Raw genomic sequence first — 12920 nt, forward strand, 5'->3', positions numbered from 1 at the left:
GCCGTCAGACTGTCCGCAGACCGGCGGCATGAACGGGTGCCCACGTGCGCAAACTCCTCCCGACAACCCTCGGCGCCGGAGTCGTCCCACCTCGGCACTTTCACAACAGTGGTGCGACAGCAATACTGTTGCACCTGATCGACCCAGGCCCGTCAGGACGGGCCCGTCCGTGACAAGGAGCAGCCATGGCGACCGGGACATACGAGCCGACGCTGACCGTCGACGAACTGGCGGCGCGAGCCGGAGTCACCGTGCGCACCGTGCGCTTCTACAGCACCAGAGGCCTGCTGCCGCCTCCGATGATCGGGCCCCGTCGCGTCGGGCATTACGGGCCGGACCACCTCTCCCGCCTGGCCCTCATCGAGGAACTCCAGCACCAGGGCATGACCCTGGCAGCGATCGAGCGTTACCTCCAGCAGTTGCCGCCGGACCTGAGCGCGCAGGATCTGGCGATCCACCGCGCCCTGGTGGCGTCCTGGGCGCCGGACTCGGCCGAGGACGTGCAGCGCACCGAGCTGGAGCGACGGGCGGGCAGGGCCCTCAGCGAGCAGGACATGGACCGGCTGGCGGCCATGGGTGTCCTGGAGCGTCCCGGGGAGGCCGAGGGGCCCTTCCTGGTGGACCCGGGTCTGCTGAGGCTCGGGGTGGAGCTCCTGGACGTGCCCATCGCCCACGAGACCATCCTGGCCGCGCGCACGGTGCTGTTGGAGCACACCCGCGCGGCCGCCCACGAGCTGACCCGGCTGTTCCGGGACGAGGTGTGGAACCCCTACCGGGAGCGGGAGTCGGACCCGGAACACGTGGAGGCGATGAAGTCGCTGTCGGCCCATATGCAGCCGATGGTGCTCCAGGCGCTGCTGACCGCCTTCCAGCGGTCGTTGAAGGAGGAACTGCGGGCCGCGTTCACCGCGAGCGAGGAAGCGTGAACACGGCCCGCCAGGGGCGCCGCCCTCAGTCGTGGAAGGTCTCGCCCTTCTCGGCCTTCTCCACCAGCAGCGGCGACGGCAGGAAGCGGTCGCCGTAGCGCTCCGCGAGCTGCCGGGCACGCGCCACGAAGCCGGGCAGGCCGCCCGCGTACCCGTTGATGTACTGGAGTACGCCGCCCGTCCAGGCAGGGAAACCGATGCCCATGATGGAGCCGATGTTGGCGTCGGCGACGGTCATGAGGACGTTCTCCTCCAGGCAGCGGACGCTGTCCAGGGCCTCGGAGAAGAGCATCCGCTCCTTCATGTCCTCGAACGGCACGTCGGTGCCGGGCTTCGTGAAGTGCTCGCGCAGGCCCGGCCAGAGCGCACCCCGCCCGCCGTCCTCGCCGTACTCGTAGAAGCCCGCTCCCCCGCTCCGCCCGGGCCTGCCGAACTCGTCGACCATCCGGTCAATGACCTCGTCCGCGGGGTGCGTGGCCCAGGTGCCGCCCGCCGCCTCGACGGCGCGCCGGGTCTCGTCGCGGATCTTGCGGGGCAGGGTGAGCGTCAGTTCGTCCATGAGGGAGAGCACCTTGGCCGGGTAGCCGGCCTGTGCCGCCGCCTGCTCGACCGACGCGGGCTCGACACCCTCACCGACCATCGCGACGCCCTCGTTGATGAAGTGGCCGATGACGCGCGAGGTGAAGAAGCCGCGCGAGTCGTTCACGACGATCGGGGTCTTCTTGATCCGGCGCACCAGGTCGAAGGCACGCGCCAGGGCCTCGCCGCCGGTCTTCTCGCCCTTGATGATCTCGACGAGCGGCATCTTGTCGACCGGCGAGAAGAAGTGCAGCCCGATGAAGTCCACGGGCCTGCTGACGCCTCCGGCGAGCACGGTGATGGGCAAAGTCGAGGTGTTGGAGCAGAGCAGCGCGTCGGGGTCGACGATGTCCTGGATCTCCTGGAACACCTTGTGCTTGAGCGTGGTGTCCTCGAAGACCGCCTCGATCACAACGTCGCAGCCCGCGAGGTCGGCCGGGTCTCCGGTCGGGGTGATGCGGTCCAGCAGCTCGTCCCGCTTCGCCTCGGTCGTACGGCCCCGGGAAAGCGCCTTGGCAAGGAGTTTCTCGCTGTACGCCTTGCCTTTGGCGGCCGCCTCGGTGGAGACGTCCTTGAGGACGACATCGATGCCGGCGCGGGCGCAGGAGTAGGCGATGCCGGCTCCCATCATCCCGGCGCCGAGGACGGCCACCTTGCGGACCTGCCGCTCCTCGACGCCGTCCGGGCGGCTGGCGCCGGAGTTGACGGCTTGGAGGTCGAAGAAGAACGCCTGGATCATGTTCTTCGCGACCTGGCCGGTGACCAGCTCGGTGAAGTAGCGGGCTTCGATGGTCTGCGCGGTCTCGAAGTCGACCTGTGCCCCTTCTACCGCCGCGGCCATGATGTTGCGGGGCGCGGGCATGGGCGCGCCCGCGAGCTGTTTCTTCAGGTTGGCCGGGAAGGCGGGCAGGTTGGCCGCGAACTTCGGGTTCGACGGGGTACCGCCGGGGATCCGGTAGCCCTTGACGTCCCAGGGCTGCTGCGAGTCGGGGTGGGCGTCGATGAAGGCCCGGGCCTTGTCGAGCATCTCCTCACGGCTGCCGGCGACCTCGTGGACGAGGCCGTTCTCCCACGCCCGCTGCGGGGTGTACTGGGTGCCCTGGAGGAGCACCTTCAGCAGGGCGTCGGCGATGCCCATCAGCCGTACGGTGCGGGTGACTCCGCCACCGGCGGGCAGCAGGCCGAGGGTGACCTCGGGCAGGCCGATCCGGGAGCCGGGAGCGTCCAGGGCGACGCGGTGGTGGGCGGCGAGCGCGATCTCGTAACCGCCGCCGAGTGCCGCGCCGTTGATGGCGGCGACGACCGGCTTACCGAGGGTCTCGATGCGGCGCAGCGCGTTCTTGATGGCGGTTCCGGCGTCGAACGCGGCCTGGGCGTTCGACGGACCGATCTTGATCATGTCCTTGAGGTCGCCGCCCGCGAAGAAGGTCTTCTTGGCGGAGGTGTAGATGATGCCCCGGATGGAGTCCTTCTCGGCCTCCGCACGCTCGGCGACGGCCGCGATCGACTCCTTGAAGCCCTGGTTCATGGTGTTGGCGGACTGGTTGGGGTCGTCGAGTACGAGGGTGACGACGCCCGTCTCGTCCTGTTCCCAGCGAATGGTCGTGCTCTCGGTCATTGCTTGTCTTCTCCGTAGGCAGGGGTGGCCGGGGGACGGTCAGAGACGCTCGACGACGGTGGCGACTCCCATACCGCCGCCGACGCAGAGGGTGGCGAGGCCGTAGCGCTTGTCCTGCCGCTCCAGTTCGTCGATGAGCGTGCCGAGGATCATCGCGCCGGTGGCGCCGAGCGGATGGCCGAGTGCGATGGCGCCACCGTTGACGTTGACCTTTTCGAGCGAGAGGCCCATGTCCCGGGCGAAGCGCAGGACGACTCCGGCGAAGGCCTCGTTGATCTCGACGAGGTCGATGTCGTCGATGGTGAGCCCGGCCTTGGCCAGCGCCTTGCGGGTGGCGGGGGCGGGCCCGGTGAGCATGATGGTCGGCTCGGAGCCGGACACCGCGGCGGAGACGATCCGGGCACGCGGCGTGAGTCCGTAGCGCTCGCCGGTCTCCTTGGAGCCGATCGCGACGAGGGCGGCGCCGTCGACGATCCCGGAGGAGTTGCCCGCGTGGTGGACGTGGTCGATCTTCTCGACCCAGTGGTACTTCTGGAGGGCCACGGCGTCGAAGCCGCCCATCTCGCCGATCGCTGCGAACGAGGGCTTCAGGGAGGCGAGCGAGTCGGCGGTGGTGCCGGGGCGCATGTGCTCGTCGTGGTCGAGGACGAGCAGCCCGTTGCGGTCCCTGACCGGAACGACGGAGCGGGCGAAGCGCTCCTCCTTCCAGGCGATGGCGGCGCGCTCCTGGGACAGGGCGGCGTACTCGTCGACGTCGCGCCGCGAAAAGCCCTCGATGGTGGCGATGAGGTCGGCTCCGATGCCCTGCGGGGCGAAGCCGGTCTCGAAGCTGGTCATCGGGTCCATGGCCCAGGCGCCGCCGTCGGAGCCCATGGGCACCCGGGACATCGACTCGACGCCACCGGCCAGGACGAGGTCCTCCCAGCCCGAACGCACCTTGGCCGCGGCCAGGTTGACCGCCTCCAGGCCAGAGGCGCAGAAGCGGTTCTCCTGTACGCCGGCGACGGAGTCCGGGAGCCCGGCCGCGATCGCGGCGATCCGGGCGATGTCGGAGCCCTGGTCACCGAGCGGGCTGACGACGCCGAGGACGATGTCGTCGATGGCCGCCGGGTCGAGGCCGGGGAACCGGTCGCGGACCTCGTGGATGAGGCCGACGACGAGGTCGATCGGCTTGGTGCCGTGCAGGGCGCCGTTGGCCTTGCCGCGGCCGCGGGGGGTGCGGATCGCGTCGTAGACGAATGCTTCGGTACTCAAGGCAGCTGCCTTTCGGGGTCGGTGCTGGGCGGGGAGGTCAGGCGAGCAGCGAGCGGCCGATGATCTCCTTCATGATCTCGGTCGTGCCACCGTAGATGGTCTGGATACGGCCGTCGGTGAAGGCCTTGGCCACGCGGTACTCCGTCATGTAGCCGTATCCGCCGTGGAGTTGCAGGCAGCGGTCGGCGACCCGCTTCTGCAGCTCGGTGGCCCACCACTTGGCCATCGAGGCGTGGACGGCGTCGAGCGTCCCCTCGGAGTGGTCGACGATGCAGCGGTCGAGGAAGGCCCGGGTGACGGCGCACTCGGTGGCCATCTCGGCGATCTCGAAGCGGATGTGCTGGAGCTTGGAGAGCGGTCGCCCGAAGGCCTCGCGCTCCTTGACGTACTGGGTGGTGATCTCCAGGAGGTATTCGGCGGCGGAGATTCCGGCGACCGCTATGCCCATGCGCTCCTGAGCCAGATGGCTCATGAGGTGGATGAACGCGCCGTCGAGCTCACCGAGGAGGTTCTCCTTGGGGACGCGTACGTCGCTGAAGAACAGCTCGGCGGTGTCCTGGGCCCTCTGCCCGATCTTGTCGAGGTTGCGGCCCCGCTCGAAGCCTTCGGCCCCGCGCTCGACGACGAGCAGCGAGAGACCTTTCGCACCGCCCTCGGGTGAGGTCTTGGCCACGACGATCACCAGGTCGGCGAGGATTCCGTTGGAGATGAAGGTCTTCGAGCCGTTGAGGAGCCAGTGGTCGCCCTTGTCCTCCGCACCGGTGCGGATGCCCTGGAGGTCGGAGCCCGCGCCGGGTTCGGTCATGGCGATGGCGGTGACGGTCTCGCCGCTGCAGAAGCCGGGCAGCCAGCGCCTCTTCTGCTCCTCGGTGCCGAGGCCGGTGAGGTAGGGGCCGATGATGTCGTTGTGCAGGCCGAGCGCCAGCCCGGAGACCCCGGCCCGGGTGAACTCCTCGGCGAGAACGGCGCTGTAGCGGAAGTCGGCGTTGCCTCCGCCCCCGTACTCCTCCGGGACGGCGAGACCGAGCAGCCCCTGCCGGCCTGCCGCGAGCCAGGCCTCGCGGGAGACGATGCCGTCCTTCTCCCACTGCTCGTAGTGCGGGAGGACCTCCTTGGCCAGGAAGGTGCGGACGGTCTCGCGGAACGCGTCGTGCTCTTCGGTGAAGATCTGCCGCTGCAGCACTTCAAGCCCCCTGGAGCCAGTGTTTGACGGTGGAGGTCAGCCGCGCCGGCTCGGGGACGACGGGCGTGACATCGAGCAGGGTGACGCCGGCCTCGCGGAAGGCCTCCACGCGGTCGCGAGGGTGGGCGAGTCGGAAGCCGTGCGCCTCGGCGACCCGGACGGCGTCGAGTGCGGCGGACTCGAGTTCCGCGACCTCGTCGCAGGCGGCGCGCGGGTCGCCCGTGTAGTCCAGCCGCAGGGAGAGTTCCATCAGCCGGTCGTTCCCTTCCTGGTGGTCAACAGGCCCGGCAGGCCCCAGTCCGCAGCGACGGCCTCGGTGTCCGCACCAGGCAGCGCGGGTCCGGTGCGTACCGAGACGGGCGTCGCGGAGAAGCGGGGAGCGGGCGCGGGCTGAGTGAGGCCGCTGTGCTCCACATAGGTGGAGCGGGCGACGAGGTGGGGGTGTCGGGGCGCCTCACGGAGCGAGAGGACGGGTGCCACGCAGGCGTCCGTCCCCTCGAAGACCTCGGTCCACTCGGCACGCGTACGGGTGCTGAACCGGTCGGTGACGAGAGCGCGCAGCTCCTCCCAGCGGCCGAAGTCGTCGCGGTCGGGGGCCTCGACCCCGATTCCGAGCAGCCCGGTGAACTCCTGGTAGAAGCGCGGCTCCAGGGCCCCGACCGCCATGTAATGGCCGTCGGAGGTCTCGTAGGAGCCGTAGAAGGGGCAGCCGCCGTCAAGGAGGTTGGAGCCACGCCGGTCCTGCCAGCTGCCGGCCGCCAGCATGCCGTGGATCATCGTGGCGAGATGGGCCGCACCGTCCACGATGGCAGCGTCGACGACCTGTCCGCTCCCGCCGGGCGTCCGGGCGTGCTGGAGGGCGGCGAGCACACCGACGGCGAGGTAGAGCGAGCCGCCCGCGTAGTCACCGACCAGATTGACGGGAACCGTGGGCGGTTCGCCGGATCTGCCGATCATGGACAGGGTGCCGGTGACCGCGATGTAGCCGATGTCATGTCCCGCCCGATCGGCCAGCGGCCCGTCCTGACCCCAGCCGGTCATCCGCCCGTAGACGAGTTGCGGATTGCGTTCCAGGCAGACGTCGGGGCCCACGCCGAGGCGTTCGGCGACGCCCGGCCGGTAGCCCTCGATCAGGATGTCGGCGCGCTCGACGAGGTCGAGGACCCGCCCAGGACCGTCCTCGGTCTTCAGGTCGACAAGGACCGAGCGCTTGTTGCGGTTGGTGAGGTCGAAGGCGGGTTCGATGCCGATCACCGAACCTCCGGGCCGGTCGACGCGCACCACGTCGGCGCCGAGGTCGGCGAGGAGCATCGCGGCGAACGGACCGGGGCCGATGCCCGCCAGTTCGACGACGCGCACTCCGGTCAGCGGGCCCTGGGGCCCGTGTCCTGTCCTTGCCATCAAGCCCCCAGCGGTATGACACAACTGATGTAACATCGATGATGCTAAGAATGGACCGCGCTTCGCACAACCCTTTTGGCCGAGCAAGCGCTTAGCTCCTTGCCTGGATCCTCTCGCACCAGGACCCTCCCAGCCGCGCAGCGCCACGAAGCGCTCCGCTAGCCTCTGCCTGCTACATCGGCGCCGGCCCTGCGGAGGCACTCATGAACAGGCAGAACGGGGCAGAACGCCCCTATGACGTCGTCCTTTTCGGAGCCACCGGCTTCGTGGGGGCGCTCACGGCCGCATATCTAGCCGCTCACGCACCGGAAGGCTGCCGCTGGGCCCTGGCCGGCCGCAGCCGAGGCAAGCTGGAGCAGCTCCGCGAGCACCTCGCCGCCCGACACCCGCGCTGCACGGACCTTCCCCTGCTGACGGCCGACGCGGACGACGCCGACGCCCTGCGCGAGCTCGCCGAGTCCTCGCACGTGGTGGCGTCGGCCGTCGGACCGTACGTCTGGTACGGCGAGAAGCTGGTGGCCGCCTGCGCGGAGGCCGGGACCGACTACACCGACCTGACCGGGGAGGCGGAGTTCGTCGACCGGATGTACCTGGAGCACGACGGCCGGGCCCGTGAGACCGGTGCCCGCATCGTGCACGCCTGCGGCTTCGACTCCGTGCCACACGACCTCGGCGCCTACTTCACCGTCCAGCAGCTCCCCGAGGGCGTTCCGCTGACCATCGACGGCTACGTCCGCACCAACGCGGCGTTCTCGGGAGGTACGTTCGCCTCGGCACTCACGGCGATGGGCCGTGGACCGCAGACGGTGCGGGCAGCGCGGGAACGGCGTCTGCACGAGCCGCGCCTGGTCGGCCGCCGGGCCCGCGCCCCGCAGGGTGCGCCGCACTTCAGCCCGGAGACAGGCACCTGGGCCCTGCCGCTGCCGACCCTGGACCCCCGCGTCGTGGAAAGGTCCGCACGCGGGCTGGAGCGCTACGGCCCGGACTTCCGCTACCGGCACTTCGCGTCGGTGAAGCATCTGCCGGTGGCGCTCGTCGGTACGGCGGCGGTGGCCCTGCTGACGGGGGCCGCCCGGATACCGGCCGCGCGGCACTGGCTGTCGGCCCGGGTCGAAGCGGGTACGGGTCCCGGCGAACACCGCAGGAAGCGCAGCTGGTTCACGGTGCGCTTCATCGGGGAGGGCGGCGGCCGGAGGGTGTACACGGAGGTGTCGGGCGGCGACCCCGGCTACGACGAGACGGCGAAGATGCTGGCCGAAGCGGCTCTCGCGCTCGCCCTCGACGACCTGCCGGCGACGTCGGGTCAGGTCACGACGGCCACGGCGATGGGCGATGCGCTGCTGGAGCGGCTTCAGGCGGCCGGACTGCGCTTCCGGGTCGCGACGGTGCGCTGACCCCGGAACGGGCCGGCCCCGCCCCGGTCAGAGCATCCAGGACGCCAGCGTGACCACCATGGACACGGTCCAGGCGGCTCCTGCGAGAACACCCAGGGTCATGCCCACGGCCACGCCGCGCTGGGAGAGACGTACGGTTCCGGTGCTCATCTGGGGTGCATGGTGGTCGATCATGTGTACCAGCCTGCCCCTGATGTTCGACGAAGAACATCCGTACATGTACTCAGTCGGCAACAGATCCCGAGCAGATCCCGAACCGTGGCCCCGGTCAGCCGGTCGCCGCCCGGAGAGCGGACCGGCACAGGGCGTCGGCCCTGCGTGTCGTCTCGGGCTGACGGAAGTCGCGGGCCAGCGCGAGCGTATGGGCGCAGGCGTTGTCGAGGCCGGTGCGGTGCCCGACGGAGACGAAGACGGGCTTCGTGGCCTCCTGTGTGCGCAGGGCCCGGCCCACTTCCTCGTCCCCGTCCAGGAGCGGGGTGAAGTCACCGCGTCGCGGCCCGGGGTGTTCGTAGCGGAAGGTGAAGGGGTTCTTCGCGACGCCGATGACCGGCAGGCCGGTGAGGACACCGAGATGGCTGGCGAGCCCGAACCTGCGCGGGTGGGCCCGCCCGTAGCCGTCACAGACGACGAGCCCCGGATCCACCGACAGGCCCTCCAGCGCGGCCAGGACGGCCGGGATCTCCCGGAAGGCGAGGAGCCCGGGGACGTACGGAAACGTCACACGGCCCTCGGCGGTGGACTCCGCGACCACCTCAAGGGTCGCCGAGTCCAGGACGACGGCCGCCGCGACGACCAGATCCCGCGCGTCGTCGTAGGCGACATCGACCCCGGTGACCCGGCCGGTCCCCGGCGCCGGCCCCGGCTCGTCCAGGACGACCCGCGAGCGCAACGCGTCCTGGACGGCACGGGCTTCGGCCTCGTCGGCGGGCATCCGGAACGTTGTCATGGCGCCCAGTTTAGGCAGGCCTCAGCCTGGCGATCATGTTCGTCCTCGAGTTGACCTGCATCGCACCGGTCGAGCACGTCGACACCCTCATGACGGAACCCCGGCCGCCCTCAACGCGTCGGCCGAGGCATCGGAGCGTGCGAGCCCGACCACCTCGTGGCCCGCCGCCAACAGTTCGGGGACCACCGCGGAGCCGACCCAGCCGGACGCGCCGGTCACGAGGATGCGCAGCGGGCGCGGGCCCATCACCACGGCACCTCTCCGGCGTCGTCGAAGAACCTGCCATCCGGACCGTCGTCGGGCAGGGTCGCGAGCCGGATCGGGGTCGCCGCGCCCTGCTTCGGGGTGCCGACGCCGCGGAACCCGTTGAGGTCGGTCGCCACGAAGCCGGGGCAGGCGGCGTTGATCAGGATGTTCGTGTCGCTCAGTTCCCGGGCGTACTGGATCATGACGGCGTTGAGGAACGACTTCGACGGCGCGTAGGCGACGGCGACCGGCCCCGTCTCCGCGCCGGGCGTGGTCTGGAGGGTGAGCGAGCCGACGCTGCTGGACACGTTCACGATCCGCGGCGACGCCGAGCGGCGCAGCATCGGCAGCATCGCGTTGGTCACGCGGATGACACCGAAGACGTTGGTGTCCACGGCCGCCCGCACCCTCGCGAGGTCGACCGTGCTCGGCTCCTGCGGTCCGCCGCCCGTGATCCCGGAGCGTCGTCTCGGGGCGGCACTGCTGGATCGGAGCAGCCGCGCGGTCACACTGACGGGCGCCGGGACGGTGCTGCTGCGAGAGGCACGGGCGGCCTTGGACGCGGTGGCAGCCGCGGAGCGCCGTACGCGGCGTGCCGCGCCCACGCCTGGCGGAGCGGGTGTGGTGCTCGCGACGAAGGCGGGCGCGTCGAGCGAGTTCCTGGCGAAGCTGCTGGATGCCTACGCGGCGGAGCCCGATGCGGTGACCGTGGATCTGCTGCTGTGCGGGATCGGGGAGCAGGTACAGCTGCTGCGGGACGGCCGGGCCGATGTGGCCCTGCTGCATCGGCCGTTCGACGCGACGGCCGGGTTCGACACACCGTCGATCACGACCGTCGTCGCCTGGCCGCCGCAGAGCCGGTCCCTGGCCGTCGCGGGCCTCGTCCGCACCGCGGCGCGTCTCTGAGAGGTGCGGCGGGAGGCTGTTGCCGCTACGCGTCCGTTCCCGTCGTGGTGAGCGACCATCGCGGCTCCCGGTCCTCGGGCCCGTCCATCGTGGCCTGCGCCGACGGTGCGGCCGGCGCGGCGGTCGACGCCGCGCCGCACAGCACCGGTGCCAGAAGCCGTCTCGTCTTCCCCATGGCCCTCATGGCGCTGGGGCCAACCCACCGGTGGGGGCGCGTCCAGGGTGCCCCGCGCGAAACGGGGCAGTTGATCAGAGGGGGCGGGGGCGGTGACGCAGCTCACGCCGTCCGCCGGTGCACGGACGGGTGCGTTCCGTCGTCTACTCCAATGCCGGGAACCGTCGTCCGAGGCGAGAGGGAGCTGGTCTTGTCCAGCGTTATCGAGCAGTCCGTGCAGGCCCGTATGGTCGCGTCCGCGCCGCGTATGGAGACCCTGCCCGCCACTCTGCACTACGACCGCCAGGACCCTTTCGCCGTCCGCATGGCGTTCCCGGGCCCGGCGACACTCAAAGGCACCGAGGTGTTCTGGGAGTTCTCCCGGGAGTTGCTCGCCACCGGCATGGACGGACCGGCCGGCGTCGGCGACGTGCGGGTCCGGCCGTTCGGGTACGACCGTACGGTGCTGGAGTTCCACGCCGCCGAGGGCATCGCCATGGTGCATGTCCGGACGTCCGAGCTGCGCCGCTTCCTGCAGCGGGCGCAGGAACTGGTCCCGGTGGGTGACGAGTACCGCTTCATGGATCTGGACGGCGATCTGACGGATCTGCTGGGCGGGCCGTCCTGAGAGCCGCGTGCGCGTGAAGCCCTGAACCCGGGACGAGCCGCATTCGGTCGCGTGTCGGAGGTACCCGCTCGTAGCGTCTCCGGTGTCCCATGGTGTCGTCGTCGACGTCCTCGACGACGCGCCGTCCCGGGTGGACAACGTGGCACGCGTCGAGCCGGGCGCCACGGCCGACAACATCCGGGCGAGACTGGCGCACTTCCTGTCCGGCGTACGCCGCCTGACATCGGCGCTGTAGGCGTACGAGGGCGCGCGCTGATCGTGGCGAGCCACGACGTACCGTTCCTGAAGTCCCTGGGCATCACCCGGTGGCTGCTGCTGGACGCGGACGGACTCCGGGACATCGCTCCCGGTCAGCTGCCGGGAACCGGGAACGACAATGCCCGACTTGTCCGCACGTAAACGCTTTTGACCTGCATGGATAACAGTGAGTGAGCACACACTGCGAGGTTCGGGCTTGGCTGTGGCCTTACCGCCGCCTTAACCTACGGTCACGTAACCTACGAAGCCGTAGGTAAACCTCCCGTCCCCAGGAGCCCCCGTGACGATCGCCTCTCCCCACATCGGCAGTTCGAAGGCGTGGACAGACGCCCAACTGCTGTACGCACTGGAAGAGGTGGTGGAGAAGGAACTCAACCGCCATCTCAAGGTCGCCAAGGACTGGATGCCCCACGAGTACGTGCCGTTCTCCGACGGCCGCAACTTCCCCGGCCTCTTCGAGGACGGCGAGGCGTGGGAGACCAGCCAGTCCAAGGTCACCGACATCGGCCGCATCGCCCTCGTCGTGAACCTGCTGACCGAGGACAACCTCCCGAGCTACCACCACGAGATCGCCTCGCTCTTCGGGCGCGACGGCGCCTGGGGCACCTGGGTGCACCGCTGGACCGCGGAGGAGGGCCGGCACGGCATCGTGATGCGCGACTACCTGCTCACCTCGCGCGCCGTGGACCCGGACAAGCTGGAGCAGTTCCGCATGGCGCACATGGCGGAGGGCTTCGAGTCCGACAACCGCCACTCCATGCTGCACTCCGTGGCGTACGTCGCGTTCCAGGAGCTCGCGACCCGCGTCTCGCACCGCAACACCGGCCATCAGTCGGGCGACCCCGTCTGCGACCGGATGCTGTCCCGGATCGCGACCGACGAGAACCTGCACATGGTGTTCTACCGCAACCTGCTGGGCGCGGCCTTCGACCTGGCCCCGGACCTCACGATGCAGTCCGTGCGCGACGTCGTCGTCGACTTCCGGATGCCCGGACACGGCATGCCCGGATTCGAGCGGGCCGCCGCGCAGATGGCGATCGGCGAGATCTACAACATGCGCATCCATCACGACGACGTGATCCAGCCCGTCCTGCGGTACCTGAAGGTCCTCGACATCGACGGCCTCGGTCCGGAGGGCCTCAAGGCACAGGACGAGCTCGGGCTGTACATGAACGGCCTGGACAGCGAGGCCTCGAAGTTCGACGAGAAGCTGGCGGCCCGCAAGGCGCGCATGGCCGCCCGCGCGGCCCAGGGCTGATCCGCCCGTCATCCCGCTCGGCCCGGATCGGGATCCGCTCCCCGCACTCCGGTCAGTGGCGGGGGGGGCGGGCCCCCGGGGCGCCCCCCCCCGGGGGACCCCCCAACCGGGGCCCCCCCCCCCACAAAAAAACAGAAATGATTGCCGGTAAAAAATTCTCGGGTGTTTT

12 protein-coding genes and 4 pseudogenes are annotated in these 12920 nt (G+C 70.2%); 6 read left to right on the top strand and 10 right to left on the bottom strand.

Annotated features, from left to right (window positions below):
• Positions 1 to 185 precede the first annotated feature (185 nt).
• Positions 186 to 926 carry a MerR family transcriptional regulator gene (locus ACWD04_RS25445; protein ID WP_451135625.1) on the top strand — a complete coding sequence of 247 codons (741 nt, stop codon included), beginning with the start codon at positions 186 to 188 and terminating at the stop codon, positions 924 to 926.
• 25 nt (positions 927 to 951) lie between these two features.
• Here the strand turns inward: ACWD04_RS25445 and ACWD04_RS25450 are convergent, their stop codons facing one another.
• From ACWD04_RS25450 to ACWD04_RS25470, 5 genes are read right to left on the bottom strand one after another with little or no spacing between them, the layout of a single operon-like run.
• Entirely contained in the window at positions 952 to 3123 is a 2172-nt protein-coding gene (locus ACWD04_RS25450; RefSeq protein ID WP_451135627.1) for a 3-hydroxyacyl-CoA dehydrogenase NAD-binding domain-containing protein, read from the bottom strand.
• Between the two features lie 39 nt (positions 3124 to 3162).
• Positions 3163 to 4377, bottom strand: a complete 1215-nt coding sequence (locus ACWD04_RS25455) for an acetyl-CoA C-acetyltransferase (protein WP_451135629.1) — start codon at positions 4375 to 4377, stop codon at positions 3163 to 3165.
• 37 nt (positions 4378 to 4414) lie between these two features.
• Entirely contained in the window at positions 4415 to 5557 is a 1143-nt protein-coding gene (locus tag ACWD04_RS25460; RefSeq protein WP_451135655.1) for an acyl-CoA dehydrogenase family protein, read from the bottom strand.
• A 4-nt stretch (positions 5558 to 5561) separates the two neighbouring features.
• Positions 5562 to 5810 carry a hypothetical protein gene (locus tag ACWD04_RS25465; RefSeq protein WP_451135631.1) on the bottom strand — a complete coding sequence of 83 codons (249 nt, stop codon included), beginning with the start codon at positions 5808 to 5810 and terminating at the stop codon, positions 5562 to 5564.
• On the bottom strand, positions 5810 to 6961 hold the full coding sequence (locus ACWD04_RS25470; RefSeq protein ID WP_451135633.1) for a CaiB/BaiF CoA transferase family protein: 1152 nt from the start codon (positions 6959 to 6961) through the stop codon (positions 5810 to 5812). The genes ACWD04_RS25465 and ACWD04_RS25470 overlap by 1 nt, the downstream gene beginning before the upstream one ends.
• A 203-nt stretch (positions 6962 to 7164) precedes the next feature.
• Here ACWD04_RS25470 and ACWD04_RS25475 point away from each other — a divergent pair, with 203 nt between their 5' ends.
• Positions 7165 to 8355: a saccharopine dehydrogenase family protein gene (locus ACWD04_RS25475; protein WP_451135635.1), complete on the top strand. Its 1191-nt coding sequence runs from the start codon at positions 7165 to 7167 to the stop codon at positions 8353 to 8355.
• Positions 8356 to 8382: 27 nt separating this feature from the next.
• On the opposite strand, the gene mmpA is transcribed toward ACWD04_RS25475, so the two are convergent.
• The 4 genes and pseudogenes from mmpA to ACWD04_RS25495 all read right to left on the bottom strand — a co-directional run.
• Positions 8383 to 8529: a morphogenic membrane protein MmpA gene (mmpA, locus tag ACWD04_RS25480; protein ID WP_451135637.1), complete on the bottom strand. Its 147-nt coding sequence runs from the start codon at positions 8527 to 8529 to the stop codon at positions 8383 to 8385.
• Between the two features lie 94 nt (positions 8530 to 8623).
• Positions 8624 to 9301 carry an endonuclease V gene (locus ACWD04_RS25485; protein ID WP_451135639.1) on the bottom strand — a complete coding sequence of 226 codons (678 nt, stop codon included), beginning with the start codon at positions 9299 to 9301 and terminating at the stop codon, positions 8624 to 8626.
• A gap of 99 nt (positions 9302 to 9400) precedes the next feature.
• A pseudogene (locus ACWD04_RS25490) lies at positions 9401 to 9532 on the bottom strand (NAD-dependent epimerase/dehydratase family protein); the annotation flags it as partial.
• 14 nt (positions 9533 to 9546) lie between these two features.
• Positions 9547 to 10005, bottom strand: a pseudogene (locus ACWD04_RS25495) (SDR family NAD(P)-dependent oxidoreductase); the annotation flags it as partial.
• A 1-nt stretch (position 10006) separates the two neighbouring features.
• Here ACWD04_RS25495 and ACWD04_RS25500 point away from each other — a divergent pair.
• Positions 10007 to 10381: pseudogene (locus tag ACWD04_RS25500) on the top strand (LysR family transcriptional regulator); the annotation flags it as partial.
• A gap of 97 nt (positions 10382 to 10478) precedes the next feature.
• Here ACWD04_RS25500 and ACWD04_RS25505 read toward each other — a convergent pair.
• Complete coding sequence (locus tag ACWD04_RS25505) at positions 10479 to 10628, bottom strand: hypothetical protein (RefSeq protein WP_451135641.1); 150 nt, start codon at positions 10626 to 10628, stop codon at positions 10479 to 10481.
• A gap of 190 nt (positions 10629 to 10818) precedes the next feature.
• On the opposite strand from ACWD04_RS25505, the gene ACWD04_RS25510 reads away from it, so the two are divergent.
• The 3 genes and pseudogenes from ACWD04_RS25510 (at position 10819) to ACWD04_RS25520 (ending at position 12751) form a co-directional block, all read left to right on the top strand.
• Entirely contained in the window at positions 10819 to 11235 is a 417-nt protein-coding gene (locus ACWD04_RS25510) for an SsgA family sporulation/cell division regulator (RefSeq protein WP_451135643.1), read from the top strand.
• A gap of 100 nt (positions 11236 to 11335) precedes the next feature.
• Positions 11336 to 11634 (top strand): annotated as a pseudogene (locus tag ACWD04_RS25515) (ABC transporter ATP-binding protein); the annotation flags it as partial.
• A gap of 139 nt (positions 11635 to 11773) precedes the next feature.
• Positions 11774 to 12751: an acyl-ACP desaturase gene (locus ACWD04_RS25520; protein WP_451135645.1), complete on the top strand. Its 978-nt coding sequence runs from the start codon at positions 11774 to 11776 to the stop codon at positions 12749 to 12751.
• The last annotated feature ends 169 nt before the right edge of the window (positions 12752 to 12920 follow it).

This window comes from Streptomyces sp. NPDC002911 (assembly GCF_053591835.1).

Excerpts from the sequence above, each read along its gene's own strand:
- ACWD04_RS25445 (WP_451135625.1), top strand. The coding sequence starts at position 186 with ATGGCGACCGGGACATACGAGCCGACGCTGACCGTCGACGAACTGGCG.
- ACWD04_RS25450 (WP_451135627.1), bottom strand. The coding sequence starts at position 3,123 with ATGACCGAGAGCACGACCATTCGCTGGGAACAGGACGAGACGGGCGTC.
- ACWD04_RS25465 (WP_451135631.1), bottom strand. The coding sequence starts at position 5,810 with ATGGAACTCTCCCTGCGGCTGGACTACACGGGCGACCCGCGCGCCGCC.
- ACWD04_RS25470 (WP_451135633.1), bottom strand. The coding sequence starts at position 6,961 with ATGGCAAGGACAGGACACGGGCCCCAGGGCCCGCTGACCGGAGTGCGC.
- ACWD04_RS25475 (WP_451135635.1), top strand. The coding sequence starts at position 7,165 with ATGAACAGGCAGAACGGGGCAGAACGCCCCTATGACGTCGTCCTTTTC.
- mmpA (WP_451135637.1), bottom strand. The coding sequence starts at position 8,529 with ATGATCGACCACCATGCACCCCAGATGAGCACCGGAACCGTACGTCTC.
- ACWD04_RS25485 (WP_451135639.1), bottom strand. The coding sequence starts at position 9,301 with ATGACAACGTTCCGGATGCCCGCCGACGAGGCCGAAGCCCGTGCCGTC.
- ACWD04_RS25505 (WP_451135641.1), bottom strand. The coding sequence starts at position 10,628 with ATGGGGAAGACGAGACGGCTTCTGGCACCGGTGCTGTGCGGCGCGGCG.